Raw genomic sequence first — 21,095 nt, 5'->3', positions numbered from 1 at the left:
TGAGGACGGTTTGGCGGATTGGCGTGGTTTGCCCGCGTCTTGTCACGAACTTGCCTGCCCGCGGCCGCAGGGGGTGTCTAAAAGCATGAAAGAATCCCTTGCCGCTGGACGGCAAGGGGACGGACGTGCGCTCGATCTGGATGAAGCTGTCGCTGGCCTTGGCACTGCTGGGCGTCGTGCCGCTGGCATTGGCGGCGGGGTTCGATTGCGCGAGGGCGAGTAACACGGCGGAGCGGAAAATTTGCGCTGATCCACGATTGTCGGCATCCGACAGTCAGATGGACCAAGCCTTCGAGCAGGCACGTGCCAAGGCCGGGCCGCAAGCGGATGCCTTGGTGCGCGATCAGCGTAACTGGCTGCGTGAGCGCAATGAGAGGATGGCACAAGGGAAAAGTGACAAGGCCGTCTATGAGATTGGCGAAGCCATCTATCAGGATCGCATCGAGTATCTACAGCATGTGTTAGATGCGCCGCCAACAGATACGCCGCTGCTTGCTGCCATCGTGAAGTACCTTGCCAATCCATCATCGGCAGCGCTGCTTCAGCGCGATGAGGACATGAATCGGGTGTTGGGTGGTGATGGATCGGTGTTCAAGGTGGCTACAGAGCAAATGTTCGACCCGTCGAAGCCGCAGCCGTTTGATGTGGAGTCGTTGGTCAAGATGGCTGGCCAGATGACTGATCCGGACGGCCTCAATGCTGTGAGCATGAGATTGTCACTTCTCGATGACCTCCATTTTGGCGCGCTTTATTTTTGGGAGGGTACGGCCAATTGCATAGATGTGATGTTTTTCAGTTGGCATGGTCGGACGATCAAGCCCGTCGCTGCACCGGGAATGTTTAATCAGGACTGCGGGATGTCGGGTGGCCCGCTGATTGAGTTCCAAGGACATGCCTATGCCATGCAGTTGGGCGGTCGCAGTGTCGCGTCAACTGACATTATCGTGCAGCGGTGGGAAGGGGGTGGCTGGGGTTCCTTCAATCGAATGCATGTGCGTTGGGACTACAGCACGTTGCCTAAGTACATGCACTGTGCGCTGGCCGACTGCGCCGAGTTGACCGCACAGGTGAGCAAGGTGTTAGTCCGTTACCTGCAAGATTTCGATGCTGATGCGCTGGCTGGCCAAGTTCCAGCCGATGTGCGGATGCAATTTGAAGTAGAGCGGAAGCTGGCTGTGAAAGGCGACGTCTATGAGTTGCCTTGGGGCAATACGCCAAAAAGGTTCTACGTCGGCATGGATGGATTTGACAACACCAGCATGTTTTTCCCCATTCACTGGCAGGGCGAGTGGTTGCTTGGCCGAGTTGGTCATGCCTCGATGGGCTGGCGTACCAGTGATGCTGACTGGCTGCTTGGCGTATGGCGCTGGGATGGCCACACTTTTACGCCGGTGCTTGGCATGGTTGCCGAAGCGCAACGCACCAAGGCGCTGTTGGCGACATGGGCCAATCCATACGCAAATTGACCATGCGTTTGGATGCCCAAATCCATCAAGCCGCCAACAACTCCCCCGCCGCCAGCGCCTCGAAATAATCCCGCACCAGCCGCAACTGCTCCTGCGCGCTTTCGGCGCGATTCGCCACCTGCCGGAACGCGGCATTCTCGGGCCGGTCCTTCGCATACCAGCCCAGGTGCTTGCGCGCGATGCGCACGCCGGCCTGTTCGCCGTAGAAGGCGTAGAGGTGTTCGAGGTGGCCGAGCAGGATCGTCGCCACTTCGGCGGGCGTGGGCTCGGGCAGTTGTTCGCCGGTGGCGAGGTAGTGGGCGATCTCGCGGAAGACCCACGGCCGGCCCTGCGCGCCGCGGCCGATCATCAGCGCATCCGCGCCGGTGGCGGCCAGCACGTGTCTGGCCTGCTGCGGTGTCACCACGTCGCCGTTGGCGAATACCGGGATGCGCACGCTGGCCTTCACCGCGGCGATGGTTTCGTATTCGGCCTCGCCTTCGTACTTGTCGGCGCGGGTGCGGCCATGCACGGCGAGCGCGGCGATGCCGGCGTCCTCGGCGATGCGCGCGATGGCCAGCGCGTTCTTGTTCTGGCGGTCCCAGCCGGTGCGGATCTTCAGCGTCACCGGCACCTCCACCGCCTCCGCCACGGCCTTGCAGATGCGTGCCACCAGCGGCTCATCCTGCAGCAGGGCGGAGCCGGACCACACGTTGCACACCTTCTTCGCCGGGCAGCCCATGTTGATGTCGACGATCTGCGCGCCGTTGGCCACGTTGAAGCGCGCGGCCTCGGCCAGCATTGCCGGGTCGTAGCCGGCGATCTGCACGCTCACCGGCTCGGGCTCGCCTTCGTGGTCCATGCGGCGCAGCGACTTGCGTGTATGCCACAGGCGCGGGTCGGCCGTTGTCATCTCGGACACGGCCAGGCCCGCGCCCAGTCGCTTGCACAGCAGGCGGAACGGCTTGTCGGTGACGCCGGCCATGGGGGCCAGCGCCAGCGGCGGGTCGATGCGGTAGGGGCCGATCTGCATGCGGGCATTGTACCCGGCTACCCTTTTGGACCCGATGAATCGACGGAGGCACCGCATGGGCACGATCTGGCGCAAGCACGCATGGCTGTTCCTGTCGTTGTTGCTGCTGTTGCCGACGGCGGCGCTGGCGCACCACGACCATGGCGACAAGGGCAGCCGCGGGTTGAGCAATGTCACCGTGCTGATCGTGCGGCACGCCGAGAAGCCGGCCTCGGGTAGCGGGCTGAGCCCGCAGGGCGAGCAGCGTGCGCAGGCCTATGCAACCTACTTTGATCCGCTGCGGCTCGATGGTCAGAGCCTGGTGCCCGGGCGGCTGATCGCCACCAAGGACAGCAAGGACAGCATCCGGCCGCGCCTGACGCTGACGCCGCTGTCGCAGCGCCTCGGCCTGCCGATCGAGCAACCGTATGCCGATGCCGACGTTGACAAGCTGGTGAAGTCGCTGGGCAAGGACAACCAGGCGCCGGTGGTGCTGATCGCCTGGCACCACGGCCACATCGACAAGCTGATCGATGCCTTCGGTGGCGACGCCAAGGCCATCACCGGCCGCAAGACCTGGCCTGGCGACGTGTACGACTGGCTGGTGGTGCTGCGCTTCGACGCCGACGGCCATCTGGATGCCGCACACAGCCAGCGGGTGCAGGAGCACCTGCTGCCGGGCGACGGCGGTTGACGCGCGGTTCCGTGGACGGCCGTGCCGGCCGGCGGCGCCGGGATGCGGGGATGCCGGACAAGTCCTAAAATCCCGGCAGACCAAGTACCGGACAGGGCGGGCTTAGGATGCCGAAGGGGGCGTGGCTGGGTGTGCTGGGGATGCTGGTGGCCATGCCGGCCGCCGCCGCGTCCATGGATGCGTTCCGCGAGCGCGCGGTGACGAACCCGCATGCCCTGATCGCCTCGGTCCGCCGGCAGCTCGACCAGGCCGGCGCCACCCTGCCGCCCGAGCGGGAACGCGAGTTGCTGTGGGGCATGGGCACGGCCGCGATCAACAACAACGACGATGCCGCGCTGGCCGAGGCCACGCTGCGCCTCGACAGCCTGGCCACGGTGACGCACGATCCGGTGGCCGCTGCGGCCGCCGGTTTCCTGCAGGCGCGCCACGACATCGCCAACGGCATCACTTCGGGCCTGGGCGAAGCCTTGCAGGCGGCGGACAAGGTGCTGGGGCAGTCCGACCCGCGGATCGTGACCTGGGCGCGTTACCAGTTGTGCGACGCCTATACCCTCGACGACAAGCCGGACAAGGCGTTGCCCGTGTGCCAGCAGGCGCTGGCGGGCTATCGCGCGCTGAACGACGAGTTCGGCCTGGGCGACGTGGAGAACGACACGGGCATCGCGCTGGCCTCGCAGGACAAGGTTGACGAGGCAGCCGCGGCCTACGTGCGCGCGCGCCAGCACTATGTCAGGGCCAGGGCGGGCCAGCTGGTGGTGCTGGTGGGCGACAACCTGGCGAAGATGTACCTGAAGCAAGGCCGCCCGCGCGAGGCGATGACGTTGTCGCAGGCTTCGCTCAAGCAGGAGCTGGCCGCCGGGCGCGTCAGCGATTCGCTGGACTCCACTACCGACATCGCGCTGGCCGAGGCCGCCCTGGGCCAGCATCGCCAGGCTTATGCGCGGATGCGCGAAGCCGTGGCGCGTGCCCGCCAGGCCGGCATCAACGGCCAGTTGATCGGCATGCTGCAGGTGGAGAGCCGGATGGCCGAACAGGTCGGCGACCTGCGCCAGGCGCTGGACGACGAGCGCGAGGCGTCGCGGCTCAACGATGCGGCCGAGACGCCGGCGCAGCGCCTCGTCGAAACCGAACTGGAGCAGCGCTACGCCACCCGTGAGAAGGAGCTGCGCATCAGCGAGCTGGAGCACGCCAACGAGCTGAAGGACCTGCAGCTCAAGGCGGCGAAGGCCGAGGCGGAGCGCCGGCGCGAACAGCAGCAGCGCCAGCGGCTGGCCAACGCGATGATCGCGTTGCTGGCGGCGGCCCTGTCGCTGATCGTCGGCCTGCTCGTGTTGTTGCTGCGCTCGCAGCGCCGCCATGCCGCCGAGTTGCGCGCGCAGGCGTTGCGCGACCCGCTCACCGGCATCGCGAACCGGCGTGCATTCCAGCAACGGGCCGGCGAGTTGCTGGACGGCCCGCGCGAAGCGGGCACGGCGGCGCACGTGCTGCTGCTGATCGACATCGACCACTTCAAGAACATCAACGACAGCATCGGCCACCCGCAGGGCGACCGGGTGCTGCGCATCCTCACCGATTACCTGGCTGGCGCCGTCGGCGCCCCCTGTTTCGTGGCGCGCATCGGCGGCGAGGAGTTCGCCGTGCTGTGCCCGCGGGCAGGTCTCGCCGCAGGCATGCGCCTGGCCGAGCAGCTGCGCGCGGGAACCGCTGCACTGGCCATGCCCGACGACCTGCCGCTGGAACGCCTGACGATCAGCATCGGCGTGGCGCCTTTCGACGGCGTGCGTTGCCACGACCTGTCGAGCTGGATGCGCGCCGCCGACCTCGCGCTGTATGCCGCCAAGTCCGCTGGCCGCGATCGGGTGATGGAGAGCCGCCTGGTGGGCTGAGTGCCCTTGAACAGGCTCCGGGGCTCAGTGCATGGGCGCGCCGCGCGCGGCAGCCGCATCGTGCCGATGCTTGAACAGCGGCACGAACAGCGCCGCCATCACCAGCGCATAGCCGGCGAAGGCCAACCAGATGCCGTGCCAGTCCTTGCAGATCAGCAGGGTGTCGTCGCAGGCGTGGTCGGTGAAGAAGCGGTCGATCGCCCAGCCCGCGATCAGGCTGCCCAGCACCGCGCCCACGCCGTTGGTCATCAGCATGAACAGGCCCTGCGCGCTGGCGCGGATCTTCGGGTCGGCCTGGCCCTCGACGAACAGCGAGCCGGAGATGTTGAAGAAGTCGAACGCCATGCCGTAGATGATGCAGGAGAGCACGATCATCCACAGGCCGCCGGCCGGGTTGCCAAAGCCGAACAGGCCGAAGCGCAGCACCCACGCCAGCATGCTCATCGTCATCACCGCCTTGATGCCGAAGCGCTTGAGGAAGAACGGGATGGTGAGGATGAACGCGGTTTCCGAGAACTGCGAGATGGAGATGATGATGGTGGAGTACTTCACCGTCAGCAGGTTCGCGTAGGTCGGGATCTTCACGAAGTCGCTGAGGAAGGCGTCGCCATAGGCGTTGGTGAGTTGCAGCGCCGCGCCCAGCAGCATGGCGAAGACGAAGAACACCGCCATGTTGCGGTTCTTGAACAGCACGAACGAGGTGAGGCCCAGGCGATCGGTCAGGCTGCGGCTGTGCGCGGCATCGAGCCTGGGCGGGCACTTGGGCAGGGTGAAGGCGTACAGGCCCAGCAGCAGCGAGGCGCCCGCGGCCACGTGGAACTGTGCGGCGGAAGCCTTGAAGCCCAGCAGGCTGGTGGTCCAGGTGGCGGCGATGAAACCCACCGTGCCCCACACGCGGATCGGCGGATAGGTGCTCACCACGTCCAGCCCTTCCTGCTTCAGCGCGTTGTACGCCACCGTGATGGCGAGCGAGATGGTGGGCATGTAGAAGCACATGTACAGCAGCACCACCCAGAACATCCGCTGCGGGTCGCCCGCGAGCGGTATCGCGAGCAGCACCGCCGCGCCCAGGATCTGGAACAGGCCGTACAGGCGTTCGGCATTGACCCACTTGTCCGCCACGATGCCCGCCAGCGAAGGCATGAACAGCGAGGCGATGCCCATGGTCGAGAAGATCGCGCCGAAGCTGGTGCCCGACCAGTGCAGGGTCTGGAACCACCACGTGCCGATGGTCAGCAGCCAGGCGCCCCAGATGTAGTACTGGAGGAAATTCAGGACGACGAGGCGCTGCTTGAGGCTCATGTATGGTGTTCCCCTGTCGGTGCGGGCGGTCCGCAACCGCATGTGTCTGGAATCGCGGCAGGTTAGAGGAAGCCTCGCTCATGCGGCAAGGCATGCTGCGGCAGCGCGCCGTCCATGGCATCGCCGCAGGAGCGCACCCTGTGCGCGAAGGCCCTTGCCCTGAGTCAACCATCAAAACCATCGCGCACAGGGTGCGCTCCTGCAAGGCGCGCGCAGCATCAGCGGCGTGCCGCACCGCTACACTGCGCGCATCGTGAACGGAGCCGGCGCATGAGCGTTTTCCTCAGTCTTGCCGTGGTACAGCTGATCGCCCTGATGAGCCCGGGGCCGGACTTCTTCTACGTCTCGCAGACCGCGGTGAGCCACTCGCGCCGCGAGGCGCTGGCCGGCGTGGCGGGCATCACGCTGGGCGTGGCGATCTGGGCGGCGCTGGCGCTGCTCGGCCTGCAGCTGTTGCTGCACCGGCTGGCGTGGCTGGAGCGGTCGATCGCCGTCTGCGGCGGCGCCTACCTGTGCTGGATGGGATTGAAGATGCTGCGCGGCGCGCTGGCCGCGCCTGCCGCCGGCGCTTCCACGCACGTGGTGCATCTGGTCAACGGCCCGTGGCGCGCGCTGCGCAACGGCCTGTTCACCAACCTCGCCAATCCCAAGGTGGTGGTGTACTTCGGGAGCATCTTCTCCGCCTTCGTCGGCGATGGCCTCGCCGCCGGCGCGCGCTGGGGGCTGTGGGTGATGGTGGTGGCCGAGACCCTGCTGTGGTTCGTGCTGGTGGCGGGCGTGTTCGCCCTGCCCGCGATGCGTCGCGGCTATCTGCGCCTGAGCCGCTGGATCGACGGCTGCGCCGGCGCGATCTTTGTGTTGTTCGGCTTGCACCTGATCTTCGCGCGGCGCGCGATCTGAGGCGCATCCGCTTCGGTTCGGAAGCGGGCGCCTGTGGATCGACTTGCAAAAGGCCTTGTCAGACTTGGGTCAAACGGCGTTCGGTTTCTTGCTTGAACGCAACCAGTCGATAAGGATTACTACTGCAAGTGCCAGCAGCAGGATTCCCAGAAGGATCTTGCCCAACAAGGCCATCGCGCTGTCGTCATGATCGAGGCGAAAAACATCGTCGTTGAAGTTCAGTGCCGAGACTTCAGGGTGGCCAATTTCGTAGGCGATGGGAACCTGCCTGTTTGTACGTGCGTAAGCGATATGTGAGTCAGAGCCTCCCGTCGATCCGAGCCATGCGTGGCCATGCACGGATTGCGTTTCAGTCGGCGGCGTAAACGCGTATTCCACGTAGATGTTGCATCCCGCTCTTCCGCATCCTCCGTTATAGATGCGGACGACATCCGCTGTGGCGCGCACGCCATTACGCTGGATGCTGGCCTCGGCGCGTGCCTCGTTGTGCGATGAAATTGCGATGCCGAAAAAAAGCACTGCAACAGCGAGTCCGATAGATGTGGCGGCAAGTGTAGCTGCGGACTTGCGGTCATCGGGACCACCTCTCTCACTCATGCGGCCAGCGACGACCAGCGCCGCCAACATTGCGGTGCAAATGAGTGCAATAAAGCCACGCTCACTATGCAGAATCATGTCGGATGCTGACGATGGATTGAAAAGCAGGGGGAGGACAAAGATCAAAAGCAAGAAAGAAACTCCGATGAGTATTCCGTGCTTGTTTTTGGCTGTTTCCTTCGGCGCACTCGGGGGCGTGGCTCTTCCGTACTGCCCGTTGCCTGCCTCGACAGAAGGACTGCCCGGGTAAATCACCAACGGACTGGCCGATGGATGCGAGGTCTTCACATACGCCTTGCCGCAGGCGGGACACTCCCACTCGGGTGCCTGATCCGTCGGCTTCCTTTGATAACCGCAAGCCTGACAAACGGTTTCCATGCCTGACTCCCCTGTATGTGTTGACCTGAATGCGTAGTGGCTTTATCCGCGAGCGAGAGATGCCCGTTCCGGGGCGGTTGCCGCAGGCCGACGACGGGACGTGGCCGATCATACTGGCCTGCAAGTGGTCGCCGAAGATCGCTCGCGCGTGCGCTTGGTGCAGTACGCGCGGTGACGGATGCAGGGTTCCCTAGCGCAGTGCCGCGGCTACCAGCTTGCGCAGCTCGGGCAGCAACTCTGTTTCGAACCATGCGTTGCGCTTCAGCCAGAGCTGGTTGCGCGGGCTGGGATGCGGCAACGGCAGCACGCCTTGCGCGAGGTGTTCGCGCCACGCCTGCACGGTGTCGGTAAGCGTGCGTCCGCGGCGGTCGCCCAGCAGGCCCGCCTGGGCGTACTGGCCGATCGCCAGCGTCAGCCGCACCTGTCCCAGCAGCGGCAGCAGGCGTGGATGCCAGGTCGGGGCGCATTCGGGACGCGGCGGCAGGTCGCCGCCCTTGCCGGTGCCCGGGAAGCAGAAACCCATCGGCACGATGGCGATCTTCGTGGCGTCGTAGAACACGTCCTTGCCGGTGCCCAGCCACTCGCGCAGCCGGTCGCCGCTCGCGTCGTTGAACGGGATGCCGGTGTCGTGCACCTTGCGCCCCGGCGCCTGGCTCACGATCAGCAGTCGCGACTGCAGCGATGCCTGCACCACCGGCCGTGGCCCGAGCGGCAAATGCGCCGCGCACAGGCGGCAGGCGCGGATGTCGGCGAGCAGGGCCTCGAATGCGACGGTGTCGCGGGGGAGGGGCGCGGTCATGGCGTTGCGTCGGCCCCCGGCAATGCCGGCGGAACGGATGCGGCGGCCAGGCGGCGCCGCACGGCCAGGAACCAGATCGCACCGAGCGGGATGGATGCGCCCAGTATCCATGGCCCATAAGGTTGCGCCATCGCCGATGCGCCGAACAGCTGCACGCTGAGCGGCTGGAATGCGAAGTGCCCGTTGCTCCAGTCGAAACGCAGCGTGCTCACGCCGACCAGGGTGAATAGTGCCCACAGCCATTTGCGCCGTGCGATCCGTGTGCGCAGGCAGAGCACGAAAGCGCACAGGCACAACGCCGTATTGGCAATGACCCACAGCAGCATCAGCCAGTGCGCGGCACCCCTGGCCTGGAAGGTGAACGCGTTGCGGGTTTCCAGGGATTCGGCCAGGCGCTCGGCGTGCAGGCCTTCGATCGTCAACGCGTCGCCCTTCTTCGCGAGCACGACCGTGGCGACGACCCATGCGTCGTTGAACTGGTATTCGAAGGTGAGATTGGTGGTGCTGGACGACTCGCCATGGGCCAGCAGGGTGTTTTCGTTGAAGCCCACGGTCTTCACGGAAACGGGTTGGCCGGCGGGAAAGGCCGCGGCGATTTCGTGCAGTTTTGCAGTGACGTCGGGCGTCCGGTAGCGCGGATCGAGCTGCGCCTCGATGGCTTCCGTATCGCCCTGGCGCAGCCGGTCGATGATGGACCTGGCGGTGGCGGAATCGGCCTTCGGCGCGAACTTGTCGATCAGCGATTGCTGGTTGCAGGCGCCCAGCAGGAAACACGACATGGCCAGTACGCAGAACAATGCGCGTTTCATCGCTTCCCCTTCGGATTCCGCCGCGCGGCGAGCGGCTACGGTAACAGCTTGCCCGGGTTGAGGATGCCATCGGGATCGAACGCGGCCTTGACGCCGCGCATCAGCTGCAGCGTTTCGCCGGACAGCGCCAGCGGCATGAACTCCCGCTTGGCGATGCCGATGCCGTGCTCGCCCGACAGCGTGCCGTCGAGCGCGATGACCAGCGCGAACAGCTCGGCCAGCGCGGCGTGGGCGCGCTCGCGCTCGGCCTCGTCGCGCGGCAGCAGGTTCACGTGCAGGTTGCCGTTGCCGGCATGGCCGAAGCTGACGATGGGCAGGTCGTGCTTCGCCGCCAGGCGCTTCACGCCGTCCACCAGTTCGGGCAGCCGGCTCACCGGCACTACCACGTCCTCGTTGATCTTGTGGGGAGACAGCTTGCGCTGCGCAGGCGACAGCGCCTTGCGCGCGCTCCACAGCGCCTGCGTTTCCGCGGCGGTCCCGGCCACGCGCAGCTCGACCAGCCCGTCGCCGCGCGCGGCGCGCGCCACCGCTTCGGCGGCGGCGGGCAAGGCGTCCGGCTCGCCGTCCACCTCGATCATCAGCAGGGCACCGGCTTCCGGCACGCCGGCATCGGGCGCGTGGTCGCGCGCGAGCTTCAGCGCCACGTCGTCGATGAATTCCAGCGCGCAGGGCGTGACCGGCTGCGCCATGATCCGCGCCACCGCGCGCGCGGCCGCGCCGACGTCGCGGTACGTCGCGCGCAGCGTGCGCACAGCGGAAGGTTTCGGCGTGAGCTTGAGCGTGGCCTCGGTGATCAGGGCCAGCGTGCCTTCCGAACCGATCAGCAGGCGCGTCAGGTCGTAACCCGTGGCGCCCTTGCTGGTGTACGTGCCGCAACGGAAGCCCTCGCCGCTGCCGGCCACCGCGCGCAGGCCCAGCGTGTTCTCGCGCGGGCTGCCGTACTTCACCGTGCGCGGCCCGGCCGAATTGCAGGCGAGGTTGCCGCCGATGCTGCACCAGGGCGCGGAGGACGGATCGGGCGGCCAGAAGAAGCCGTGCGGCGCCAGCGCCTTCTGCAGGTCGTCGTTGAGCACGCCCGGCTCCACCACCGCCAGGCGGTTGTCCGGGTCGATGCGCAGGATACGGTTCATCCGCTCGAAACTGGCCACCACGCCGCCATTCACCGGCACCGTGGCGCCCGTGGTGTTGCTGCCGCGCCCGCGCGCCACCAGGGGAGTGCCGTGCGCGCGGCAGGCACGCACCAGCGCCTCGACCTGCGCGTGCTCCGTGGGAAACACCACCGCGTCAGGCAGCGCATTGAGCCGCGAATTGTCGTAGGCGTAGGCGAGGCGTTCGGCCTCGGCGACGGAAGCCGCACCGGGCGGGAAGATCTCGTGCAGCCGGTCGAGCATGGCGGGGGCAAGTGGCATCGCGCCAGTTTAGCGAGGTATGCACGACCGGGTGGTTCGCGGGGTGGGCGATCCGGGCCTGGCCCGCCAGCCGCGAGCGGCCCGGTGGCGCGGTCCATGGCGAGGCTCCGCTATTGCCCGATTTGTGCGCCTTGGGTCTGCGGCTGGCCGTGGACAGGAGGCCGCGGCTGGTTGGCCAGCTGGATCTGCTGGATGGAATGCTGCGGGTCGGGCGAGGGCGCTTTCACGTCCACCGCGACGGGCGGCCTGAGTTCCGACGCGGTCATGAAATGCATGATGCCGCGGTGCTCGTCATAGGCGATCGGACCGATGTTGTCGTGGGTGATGCCGCCGGCATGGCAGGCCGCGGTGAACTGCAACAGGCGCTTTTCGCTGGCGGCCGGGATGCGTTCGTGCAATTCCCGGTACAGCGCGTGATCGGGGTTTGCCGGATGGCGCGGGTCGTCGCGCGTATGGAGGGATTCCGCAGTCGGGTCGGTGCGCGCGTGTCGGGGTTGCGGAGCGGGTGAGGGTGTCGTGCCGCGCCCGATCCATGACTCCGCGTGCGTGAGTGCGTCGTAGGCCGTGTTGGCGGCATGCACGACGGCATCGATGCCGTGCGCCATCGCCTGGCGGGCGTCATCGCAGGCTCGCGCGGCGGTGTGCCTGGCGTCGTCGACGCCGTGCGCCACGGCCTGTCGCGCGTCGTCGCCAGCCTGCCTGGCGGCATCCATGCCATGTGACACGGATTGCCTGGCATGGTCGAACGCCTGTTCGGCCGTGTGCACGACGTTTTCGGCGGTTCGGTAGGTGTCGACGACGCCGTTGACGAGGTGGATCGTGGTTGCCTGGAGTCCGGGGGCGTGGATGGCTCCATTGATCGCCTGTGCGGCATCGTGCGCACCATGCCCGATCGTCTGCCTGGCTGCTTCAAGGCCATCCGCGGCAAGGTCGCCAACGGCGCCTGCCGCCTGCCCTTGCAAATGCGCTGCCTCGCCGATCACAGCGCCAGCCAGGGGCGCAACGGGGTTGGCTGGCGCTGCTGCGCTGCCTGCGGCATGCACTGCCGCCGCCGCGCGCTCATACCGTGATTGCGCGTATCGGCCGCCCGCGCGCAGCGCATCGGCGCCTGTCTGCAGTCCGTGTTCCACATCTTGCACGACGCTGTTCTGCTCGATCTTCCTGCGGATGGCCGGGTCCACGTTTGCCGCCAGGTATTCGTCCAGCTGCCTCCGGATGTCCGCGGGCAATTGCGCATGGGCATCATGGTCCTGGGCCTGGCGCAACGCCACGGACAATTCCTCGCGCTCGCGGTAGACGTCGTTGCGGTAGGCGTCGATGGCGGCCTTGTTGTCCGCGTAATTCTTCCCGTATCGCGTCAACGTCGCCGGATCCAGCACGCTCGTCGCGTGGTCATCGGGATCGGGAGCGAAATGCTTGATGCTGTGGTCGCCCAGGCTCATGGTCAGGAAGGGATTGGGTGCCTGCGCACCGGCTGGCGCGTCCAGATAGCGCCCGGCCCGCATGCTCGCGAGGTCGTCCGGGCTGGCAAGCGTCACCACGCGGCCATGGTGACGGCTGGCGGCGCTGACCACATCGCCAGCCATCACATAGTCGATCACTTCGCTGCCGCCTTCGGGCACGCCGTGGCCCAGGCCTGCCGCGCCATAGGCGTTGAAGGTCGCGCCACGCAGTCCGTACCTGGACGCCTCGATTTCGGCTAGGGTGCCGCCCAGCGAGTGGCCGGCCACGGTGATCCGGTCCCTGGAGATGCCCTGCATTTCCGCCTTGGCGATCGTTTCCCTGGTGAAGTCGCTTGCGGCTGCCTCCTGCGGGTTGATTCGATCCCGCACCATCGTGACATCGACGGCAATGTCCTGGATCGTCGTGAGGGTGTGGCCCGTGATGTCGCTGATGGCGGGATCGGTGCCGCGGTAGGTGATGATGATTTCGTGCGTGGCCACGCTTTGGTAGGCGGTGGCATGGAAGCCCGTGGCCGGATCATCCCTGTAGCCAATGATCTTGTACTCCGAGCCGCCAAGGTAAACGGGCCGGTTGTCGTGGAGGTAGTTCGGGCGGTTGGTGTAGGCGTCGTTGGCGGCGTCGGCTTGTGCCCTGGCGGTCGGGCTCACGGCCCGATCTCCTTGATGGTGACCGTGATCGGGAAGAAGTCCTCGGGATGCCTGGCGACTTCAGGAGAGTCGGGCAGGAACTCCAGTGCGCCCATGCCGGTAAAGGAGTGATCCTTGTAGGCGCTCTTCTTGAAGTATTCAGTGTACGAACCGGCCTGCATCGCCTGCTTCAGGCCGCGCGTCGGAGAGAACGTCGCGCCATGCGCAACGAATACCGGCCCCATCCCCGTCGCATCCCAATGGCAAACGCCCTTGCCGAAATAATCTTCGTCCAGCAGCAGGTCGCGATGGAAATGGCCCTTCCAGGTTTTTTCGCCGGTGCGGGCCATCTCGAATTCATGGCTGGCATTCGGGATGTTCCGTCCCCCGGTGAATGAGCCCTGCGGCACGCAGTCCACGTTGACGATATCGAAAAACACCGTGCCGCTCACTGAATCCCACGGCCCTGGCGCATCCGCCGTGGCGATGACTTCATAGCGCTTGACGGGGTGCGGGTTTTTCTTCGGGTTGCTGGGGTCGCCGTGTGCCATGGAGCATCCTGTGATCGCGGTCAAGGTGAGGAGCAAGACGGATTGGATTCGAGGTTTCATGGTCGGAAGTGATCACCGTGCAGGCATGAGGCGGTGGCGTGGCGATGGGATCCTCAGGAAGCGGTGCCGATGCTTCGCCATCGAGCCTGGGGCAGGTCGGGCCGTGGCCTGCCGGGGGCGTGGCGCGACCTATTGCGCCAGCCATGCCGCGGCTTGTTCCTGTTGCGGACGGACGATGTTCCTGGTCGCTTCGCCTGCAGGAGGGCACGTCATCGGCTTGATCCTTGCGGGGGGCACGTCGGCGCGCGCCTTGAGTTCCTTGTCCTTGAAGAACCAGTTCTTGCGTGCGCGGATGGGCTTGCAGCCTTCGTAGAAGATGATCTCCTCGTCCTGCGGCAGTTGCTTGATTTCCTGTGGCAGGAACAAGGCGCGCTTCTCCTCGTTGTAGCTGATCGATACCTGGCGGCTGTCGCGGCCGCGGCTGGTGCTGCGTTGCTGCCTGCGCAGCGTCTTGTAGCCGAGCATTTCGCTGTATTCATTGGCATCGGCCTGCTCGCGCGGGGCGAACACGATCTGCGCGCCGTGGTTGGTGATGAAGTTCTGGGCGTCATGGTCGCCATAGGCCGAGCGCAACTGCGCCCGGCTCTGCACGATGCACAGGTCGCGGACACCGTAGCTGGCGGAAATCGAGATGCGCTTGGCCCATACATCCACCCGACCCATCGCGGTGAACTCGTCCATCAGCATCAGCAACTGGTACTTGAGGCCGGGCTCTTCGCCCAATTGCTTGCCGAGATTGGCGCCGATCACGGTGCTGAAGAAGATGTTCAGCAGCTTGCTGCTCTCGTCCAGCTTGTTGGTGGGGATGATGACGTAAAGGGTGGCGGGGTGCCTGCGCAACGCGGTCACGTCGAAATCCGTGGCGTTGGTGGCGGCGGCGAGGATCGGGCTCAGGAACTGCTGCAGCGGCGCCTGCACGGTGGCGATGACCGAGGAGAAGGTCTGCTCGGCCAGCCCCAGGAGATTGCCGAACACGGTGCGGGTTTGCGGACTGACGCAGGCGTGGACGGGCTCGGTGAGTATCTGCTGCAGCGTTTCCCTGGTGCTCTTGCCGTCCATGCCGCTGGAAAGGCGCAGGATGCGTTCCAGGCTGGGGAACAGGATCGAGGTGTTCGGGTCGAGCTGCATCGAGGCGGGGACGCCGGCGCGATGCCGGGCCAGCACCTGGGCATCCCAGGTTTCGAACATGAAAGAAGCGAAGGCGCTGAAGGCTGCACGCGACTGGCTGGTCCAGAAGGGATCCTTGCCGGTCTCGTCCGGGTACAGGATGGCGGCCATGGTCTGGATTTCGCCAAGGCGCTTGCCGGGATCCATGCCGGCCATGAGGGACATCGGGTTGAATCGATGGGTGTTCCCCGCATCGTCGTAAGGTGCCCACACCCGGATGGCATGGCCTTGAGCCTCGCGCCAGCCGCTGGTGGCCTTGAACAGTTCGCCTTTGAGGTCGAGCACCACCATCGACTGGGCATAGGAAAGCAATGCCGGGATGGCGATGCTCGTGGTCTTGCCGGAGCGCGTGGGGGAAATGGCGATGGCGTGCTGGGTGCCGTTCAACCACAGATAGCGTCCCTTGTACTTGCCGATGAGGATGCCTTGCGGAGTCTGCGCGAGCAGCCCGGCCTTCTTGAGGTCGCGCAGGCCGGCGAAACGTGCGTCGCCGTGCAGGGACTCGGCCTTGCGCCGGGACAACGGGATCAGCAGGAGCAGCCAGGTCAGCAAGGGCAGGCCGAAGCCGAGTCCTCCTGCCAGCTTGATCTTGCCGGCATACGGTGCGTACGGCGGCAGGTTGCTGGCTTGGTGGTACTGCCACCAGGTGTTCCAGGCCGGGGGCGAGCCCTTCAGGCCAAGCAGCCACAGCGTGAGCCAGTTGGCGAGGCAGAGGCCGCCGAGCAGGGCGGCCGCGAACAGCAGTGCCGTGAAAACCAGTTTCCCTTGGCTCATCCTTCAGTGCCTCGTCGAACGTTCCGCTGGTGGAACATGGATTGAAAAGCAGTGCATGCCATGGGCATGCAGTCAGGCGGGATGGTCGGACAGGCCGGTGGGCCGGATCCTTTTTGCGGACGAACGCTCCTGGCTGGAGACGGCCTGCGTAGGCGATGTCCGCGGATGCGCACGTGCAGTTTCGCGCGGCAAATGCGCTGGTTTGCCGGAGCGAGGGACAGGCATGCATTACATGCCGGGAAAATCGCCTCGCCAGGCAGGGAGCGGGGCCGTGGGATGCAGCATGCGGCGTGATTCAGGGGCTGTAACCCCACTCCGCGATGATGGCATTGAGGATGACCAGGTTGGTGGGCTCCTGGGCTCCCGGGCACTTCATCAGGAATCGCCGGCGCGCGGCGGCGGTAGCCGAGCTGTTGAAGTGCGGCGACCACACCTGGATCGCGTGGAAGGTGGCGATGGGGGCGGTGCATGCCGCTCCGCCCGGGGCGCCCGAACCGGAGAGGCCCGCCATGCAGGTATAGACCGAACAGGGATCCGCGCCTTGGGCGTGCGCGGTACCGGTGGTCAGTCCGGTGGCGCCGATGGCGAGAGCGGCAAACAGTGGGCGCAGTTTCATGGCTTGACTCCTTGTGCTGATGAAATGGCGACGGGGGCTGGTTCAGCCGGACGCGTGATGCGGATATGCGATGGTGTGGACCTAGATGGCCAGGGCGTTGGCCTGACTCGGTTGGGATGGCTGCACAACAGCCGGTGACATCGAGGCAGGTGACGGCATGGATGCTGCCGTGGCGGAGCTCAGGGCCAGCGGGGTCTGCAAGGCGCTGGCCGTATCGACGGAACCGAACTTCGCCATTTCCATTGGTGATGCCGGGTTTTGGGCAATGTAGACCCGACTGCCGTTGTCGCCGAGAGCTACCTGGTCGATGCGCGTTATGCCCTGGTGCTTGGCCTCGACGGCCAATGCGGCCGCAAGGTTGATGTCTTGCTGGTTGATAGAGCGGCCGTGCTGGGCGTCAAGGGTACGCACGCCGGTCAGTGCCTGCTCGTACAGGGCGTGATCGGGATGGCGAGGGCCGGTCAGGTCATGGGCAGTGGCCTGTTGTTGCAGCGCCGAGTGCATCGCCTGTTGGGTCTGGGGGCCGACCTTGCCGTCTATGATGAGTTGATGGTCGTGCTGGAAGCGTTCCACGGCGTGGCGGGTGTCCGATCCGAAGTTGCCGTCCGCGCCCAATAGGCGGCCCTTGCTGTCTTTGTAGCCCAATGCGGCCAGTTCCGATTGCAGCTTCCTGACATTGTCGCCATGGACACCTTGTCCCAAGCTGGCATGCTTTCCTGCATGCCTCGTTGCCGATTCCGCCGGTAGGCTGGGAGCTTCCCCCTTGGCCAGATGTTGCATCGTTCCCGACGTCAGGATCTTTTCCCATTTGACGAACTGCGTTTGCCGCGTATCCAGGCCGTTATAACCACCGTTGATGGCTAATGTCGCGGCCTCTACATCTTTGTGTGCCGTGTCAGGCACCCGATTCTGCCAGTACCACACGGCGATCCTGGCGGCGTTCTCGGGCTGGGCCGCGAGGTCGGGGTCGCGCGCCAGGTCAATATGCAATGCCTTGCCGGCAGCTTCGTAATTGTCTTTGCCGGTGAGCTGGATATAGCCGCGCCCACGATAGGTGTACCCATCGGTCGTGTCGTTGTTTCCATTGCGCCCGCCATACATCAGCCGGGCCAGTTCCTCGGGGTGCCCTTTTAATGCACTAACACGGGCAGCCTCCAGTGTCGCGTCGCCTTCGCGATGGGCGTATTTCACAGGGATCTGCGAAACGCCCGTGGTATAGCGGAAACTTTCGTCCAGCTTGTTGAGCCCGCCGGATTCAGCGTTCACCTGCGCCATGAAATTCGCCAATTCCTTCGGCGACGTGATGCCCGCCTGATAAGCGGCTTGCAACAACTGGGTCTCTCTATCGGTAGCCATGCAATAACTCCTGACCGAATTCCTGAAGGGGCGACTGCGTTCCCTGTCTGCAACATTCCCGCCAACCCTGGCGTGAATCAACTACTCAAGGCAGCGTGGCCTCCGGCAGGTTGGCAGGGTCGAAATCCTGGAAACGCACTGCGCCGAAATCCTTTGATGTCAGATCCAGTGTCTTGTGCTTACCGGTTTCCTGGTCGGTCACCTCGCGCTTCACTTCATGCAGTAGCCAGCCGTTTTGCGCGGGCACATAGGCGAAGGTGTATTCATTCGACCAGTGCTCGCGCGAACCGCCTTCAGTCACCACGGTGAATTGGCCCTTGCCTATCTGCGTGTAGCTGTAGGGGTCGCCTGCTATGCCGCCACATTGTGCGCAAGGCACAAATTTGTCGTTTTGCACGGCGTTTTCCAGTTGCCCGGAGGCGTCGCGCACAAGTAGCAACACCGTGCGTGACGGGCCTTCGCCCAGTTTTCCAGTACCGCCAGTGGCTGGATCGAGCACCAGCAGCACGCCTGGCTTGCCGCTGCCATTGAGGTCGCCGGCCTTGGAGTCCAGTAGGTGGTTGTTGCCAATGAAGGTCTTCAAGTCATCCATGGGTTTTTCTTGTGTGGCGGTAGACGCCGATGAAGGCGCGGTCGCGGAAACGCTTGACGTAGGAGGTGCGCTCGATGTTGAAGACGCCAGCGCGCTTGACGGCGAATTGGAAGAGTCGCATGCGCACAGCAGTGCGCCTGAAATCAGCATCATGCCGGTGTAACTAAGCAGCAATTTCATGGTTGGCATAGTCATTGAATCCGGGTGGGTAGGCTGCAGGCTGTGTAATAGACGTGGCAGTTGGGGTCGCCCGAATTAGTGCAAGTGTTCATGCCTTTCGCTACAGCCAGATCTACGGTGGCGGCAGGAGTCACGTTATATCCTTTGCCACTCACCACCATTGCAGCACATTGATTGCGATATGAAAGTTGAATCTTGCATGCAGATCCGTGCTTCGACTGGCAATCCGCAAGGGCGGCCTGTTCAGCACTGTTTTGACTCGGCATGTTGGTGGCTGCTCCGAGACTTCCATTCGGCTCATAGGTTGCAATCGCGCCCCAATGATCCACCCATTTCTGCGGAGGCGGCTGCGGGGCTTGTTGCTGATAACCCGGCATCGCCACGTCGGGGGGGACGCATACGCCGCCCGCATTCACTCCGGCGCAGTCTTGGGAATGAGTGGAGGTGGCGACCAATAAAAGCGTGAGGAAGCAAAGAGTTTTCATGACTATCACCTTCCTGTCAGCGGGTTGGCCAAACCGCCACCTTGCTTGGTTACATCATTGCCTGTCGCAAATCCCGAATTACTTAAGTGAGCGCCACTGTAGGAAGCTGAACTTGGTAATGTGTTAAAGCCCCCAGTTCCAGTTAGTTGCCCAGCGTTAGTTTGTCCAATGCCTGCTTGCGATGGCCCATGTCCACCATACCCATATGACCCCGGTGGCTGCCCAGCTGGCCCCGGCTGGCCTGCTCGGCTGAAGACGTTGTAGGGATTGAAGTTGCCCAGTGTGGCCGAGAAGAAATTGCCCGCCATGGGAGGTACGGAAATGATCAGCATGGTCATCAGCAGGCCGATGCCGCCTTGTTCCAGCGACTGTGTGGACAAGCCTTCGCTGTTGGTGCCAATCATGTTGTTGATGAGGTTGCTACCCCACAGTGCAGCGGCGGCTCGCGCGGTGACGTTGAGCACAATGGTGGAAATGAAGCTCAGCATGGCCAGCGAGAACACCGTGCCAATGCCATACATCAGCCACTTCTGGAACAATGGTTTGGTCTGGTCGAAGATCAGACAGAGGATGAACAATGGTCCTAGGCCCACGACAAGGGCGATGGCGAAGTTGTACATCAGCAGCATGGCGCCCGCTGCCATGGGCGGACTGGCGGTGCCGAAGATGGCCAGATCGGTGGCGCGGGCTTTCTGGGTGACCGTGACGACGTCGTTGGAGGGCGCCTGCACCGCGTCAATGGCGCTCATCGCAGTTACAGTGAGCGCCAAGTTCTTGTTGATGGTGTCTGGGATGCTGTCAGTGCTGCCGGTGAACAACTGGTTCAACGCGGTGGGCAACTGGCTGGCGAACAGATCATGGATGCTCGCGCTGCCGACGGACATGCTGGCGGCGACGGTGACGATGCAGGCGATGCGCGTCATGTTGACCACTACAGCCATCAGCGATTCGCGCATCTGGCCGGTGATGACTTTGTAACCGGTAGTGAGTATCCACAGCGTTACAACCGTTACCGCAACAAAACTTACCCAAGTCATGACCTGGGTCATGATCTGATCCATGAAGTTGTTGATGGCGTGGTTGATGTAGTTGTATACCAGCACATAGATGGCAAGGTTCATGACGCAGTCCTGTCCTCGAGGGAGGCACGGTTATTCGTGGTGTTGCGGTGCTGGAGTGGATGCATGGCAAATACGCCGAAAATTATTGATCTATGGTGAATGCGGCGGTAAGCGCGACACCTTGAACTGCATTGCCTATCAGGCTGGAGTTACCGCGCATGGCTTGTTGAGCCAAGGCGGACTGGATTCCTTGTAGCGATTGGATCGTGCTTTCCTTGGCCTGGATCAGGGTCCGGAAGTTATTCATCTCTGTGTTCATGGACGCGTCGTACTGCTGCGCCTGATTGTTCGCACTGTTTGCATCACCCAAGGTTTTTGCCTTGCTTATGATGCCTTCGACTTGGCTGAAGTAGCCGCTGTACTGATCCAAGCGTTGCAACATCTGCACGTTGAGGTTGTACTCGTCCACTTGTGTCTGGACGATCTGTGCGCAGATTTGTGCCTGGCGTTGCGTAATATTCTGATTGATCAACGAGGTGACGTTGTTCAGCAAGTCGCCCACGATGCCGAGATTGCTTCCGCAGTTGGCTTCGATGATAGGGCTGGCATCCGTGATCTCTTGCATCTGGTTGGGAAGCAAACTCATGTTGCTTGTCAGGCCCTGGACGCTGGAGATGAGCTGCAAGGTGGTTTGGGTTTCCTGGTAGAGCTGTTCGGCCTGTCGTACATACTGGGCGACGGTTTTGGCCAATTGCGCCGCAAAGCCGGCATTGTTGGCCGTGATGGATGCGCCATCGGTAACCAGGATCTGTGCAGCCACAGGCGATGCGAACAGGGTTGCAGCGGCCGACAGGCCGACGGCGAGGGCGGCGTTGCGCCCGGCGGAACGAGACATTGTCTTGCTCATGGCGTTTTCCTCACTCGGCCTTGGC

The 21,095-nt window shown here is 64.2% G+C and carries 20 protein-coding genes; 5 read left to right on the top strand and 15 right to left on the bottom strand.

The features are described 5' to 3' along the window. Positions 1-98 precede the first annotated feature (98 nt). Positions 99-1,466, top strand: coding sequence for a lysozyme inhibitor LprI family protein (locus IHE47_RS11640; protein ID WP_192106049.1), 1,368 nt, complete (start codon positions 99-101; stop codon positions 1,464-1,466). Between the two features lie 25 nt (positions 1,467-1,491). On the opposite strand, the gene dusB is transcribed toward IHE47_RS11640, so the two are convergent. Next, on the bottom strand, positions 1,492-2,478 hold the full coding sequence (gene dusB, locus IHE47_RS11635) for a tRNA dihydrouridine synthase DusB (protein ID WP_192106048.1): 987 nt from the start codon (positions 2,476-2,478) through the stop codon (positions 1,492-1,494). A 55-nt stretch (positions 2,479-2,533) separates the two neighbouring features. Here dusB and IHE47_RS11630 point away from each other — a divergent pair, with 55 nt between their 5' ends. After that, complete coding sequence (locus IHE47_RS11630) at positions 2,534-3,151, top strand: flagellar basal body-associated protein FliL (RefSeq protein ID WP_192106047.1); 618 nt, start codon at positions 2,534-2,536, stop codon at positions 3,149-3,151. Between the two features lie 107 nt (positions 3,152-3,258). Continuing rightward, positions 3,259-5,037, top strand: coding sequence for a GGDEF domain-containing protein (locus tag IHE47_RS11625; protein WP_192106046.1), 1,779 nt, complete (start codon positions 3,259-3,261; stop codon positions 5,035-5,037). Positions 5,038-5,061: 24 nt separating this feature from the next. Here the strand turns inward: IHE47_RS11625 and IHE47_RS11620 are convergent, their stop codons facing one another. After that, positions 5,062-6,339 carry a nucleoside permease gene (locus IHE47_RS11620; protein WP_192106045.1) on the bottom strand — a complete coding sequence of 426 codons (1,278 nt, stop codon included), beginning with the start codon at positions 6,337-6,339 and terminating at the stop codon, positions 5,062-5,064. A 270-nt stretch (positions 6,340-6,609) separates the two neighbouring features. Here IHE47_RS11620 and IHE47_RS11615 point away from each other — a divergent pair, with 270 nt between their 5' ends. Further along, positions 6,610-7,239 (top strand): homoserine/threonine efflux transporter, encoded by a 630-nt coding sequence (locus tag IHE47_RS11615; protein ID WP_192106044.1) that lies wholly within the window; start codon positions 6,610-6,612, stop codon positions 7,237-7,239. Positions 7,240-7,308: 69 nt separating this feature from the next. Here IHE47_RS11615 and IHE47_RS11610 read toward each other — a convergent pair whose 3' ends face one another. From IHE47_RS11610 to IHE47_RS11565, 10 genes are all read right to left on the bottom strand, one after another. Next, complete coding sequence (locus IHE47_RS11610) at positions 7,309-8,214, bottom strand: hypothetical protein (protein WP_192106043.1); 906 nt, start codon at positions 8,212-8,214, stop codon at positions 7,309-7,311. A 190-nt stretch (positions 8,215-8,404) separates the two neighbouring features. Next, a complete protein-coding gene (locus tag IHE47_RS11605; protein WP_192106042.1) occupies positions 8,405-9,013 on the bottom strand; it encodes a uracil-DNA glycosylase family protein in 609 nt (202 codons plus the stop codon). Further along, the gene (locus IHE47_RS11600; protein ID WP_192106041.1) at positions 9,010-9,822 is read right to left on the bottom strand and encodes a hypothetical protein; all 813 of its coding nucleotides are present in this window, start codon (positions 9,820-9,822) and stop codon (positions 9,010-9,012) included. The genes IHE47_RS11605 and IHE47_RS11600 overlap by 4 nt, the downstream gene beginning before the upstream one ends. Positions 9,823-9,857: 35 nt before the next feature. Beyond that, positions 9,858-11,231 (bottom strand): FAD-linked oxidase C-terminal domain-containing protein, encoded by a 1,374-nt coding sequence (locus tag IHE47_RS11595; protein WP_192106040.1) that lies wholly within the window; start codon positions 11,229-11,231, stop codon positions 9,858-9,860. A 110-nt stretch (positions 11,232-11,341) separates the two neighbouring features. Continuing rightward, on the bottom strand, positions 11,342-13,342 hold the full coding sequence (locus IHE47_RS11590; RefSeq protein WP_192106039.1) for a hypothetical protein: 2,001 nt from the start codon (positions 13,340-13,342) through the stop codon (positions 11,342-11,344). Beyond that, positions 13,339-13,872, bottom strand: coding sequence for a hypothetical protein (locus IHE47_RS11585; RefSeq protein ID WP_192106038.1), 534 nt, complete (start codon positions 13,870-13,872; stop codon positions 13,339-13,341). The genes IHE47_RS11590 and IHE47_RS11585 overlap by 4 nt, the downstream gene beginning before the upstream one ends. A 189-nt stretch (positions 13,873-14,061) precedes the next feature. Beyond that, entirely contained in the window at positions 14,062-15,873 is a 1,812-nt protein-coding gene (locus IHE47_RS11580; protein ID WP_192106037.1) for a type IV secretory system conjugative DNA transfer family protein, read from the bottom strand. A 295-nt stretch (positions 15,874-16,168) separates the two neighbouring features. Next, positions 16,169-16,489 carry a TrbM/KikA/MpfK family conjugal transfer protein gene (locus IHE47_RS11575; protein WP_192106036.1) on the bottom strand — a complete coding sequence of 107 codons (321 nt, stop codon included), beginning with the start codon at positions 16,487-16,489 and terminating at the stop codon, positions 16,169-16,171. Positions 16,490-16,570: 81 nt separating this feature from the next. Continuing rightward, positions 16,571-17,845: an XVIPCD domain-containing protein gene (locus tag IHE47_RS11570; protein ID WP_192106035.1), complete on the bottom strand. Its 1,275-nt coding sequence runs from the start codon at positions 17,843-17,845 to the stop codon at positions 16,571-16,573. Positions 17,846-17,930: 85 nt separating this feature from the next. Continuing rightward, positions 17,931-18,437 carry a hypothetical protein gene (locus IHE47_RS11565; RefSeq protein ID WP_192106034.1) on the bottom strand — a complete coding sequence of 169 codons (507 nt, stop codon included), beginning with the start codon at positions 18,435-18,437 and terminating at the stop codon, positions 17,931-17,933. On the opposite strand from IHE47_RS11565, the gene IHE47_RS11560 reads away from it, so the two are divergent. Continuing rightward, the gene (locus IHE47_RS11560) at positions 18,415-18,600 is read left to right on the top strand and encodes a hypothetical protein (RefSeq protein ID WP_192106033.1); all 186 of its coding nucleotides are present in this window, start codon (positions 18,415-18,417) and stop codon (positions 18,598-18,600) included. The two genes, IHE47_RS11565 and IHE47_RS11560, sit on opposite strands and share 23 nt — an antisense overlap. A gap of 28 nt (positions 18,601-18,628) precedes the next feature. Here IHE47_RS11560 and IHE47_RS11555 read toward each other — a convergent pair whose 3' ends face one another. The 3 genes from IHE47_RS11555 to IHE47_RS11545 all read right to left on the bottom strand — a co-directional run bounded on the left by IHE47_RS11555 (position 18,629) and on the right by IHE47_RS11545 (position 21,070). Beyond that, on the bottom strand, positions 18,629-19,102 hold the full coding sequence (locus IHE47_RS11555) for a DUF4189 domain-containing protein (protein WP_192106032.1): 474 nt from the start codon (positions 19,100-19,102) through the stop codon (positions 18,629-18,631). 5 nt (positions 19,103-19,107) lie between these two features. After that, positions 19,108-20,223, bottom strand: coding sequence for a type IV secretion system protein (locus tag IHE47_RS11550; protein WP_225561781.1), 1,116 nt, complete (start codon positions 20,221-20,223; stop codon positions 19,108-19,110). 82 nt (positions 20,224-20,305) lie between these two features. After that, positions 20,306-21,070 (bottom strand): hypothetical protein, encoded by a 765-nt coding sequence (locus IHE47_RS11545; RefSeq protein WP_192106031.1) that lies wholly within the window; start codon positions 21,068-21,070, stop codon positions 20,306-20,308. Positions 21,071-21,095 lie beyond the last annotated feature (25 nt).

Source organism: Rhodanobacter sp. DHB23 (genome assembly GCF_014842975.1).
GTDB lineage: Bacteria > Pseudomonadota > Gammaproteobacteria > Xanthomonadales > Rhodanobacteraceae > Rhodanobacter_A.
The sequence above is the reverse complement of the archived record's forward strand: the minus strand, read 5'-3'. Positions and strand labels throughout refer to the sequence as shown.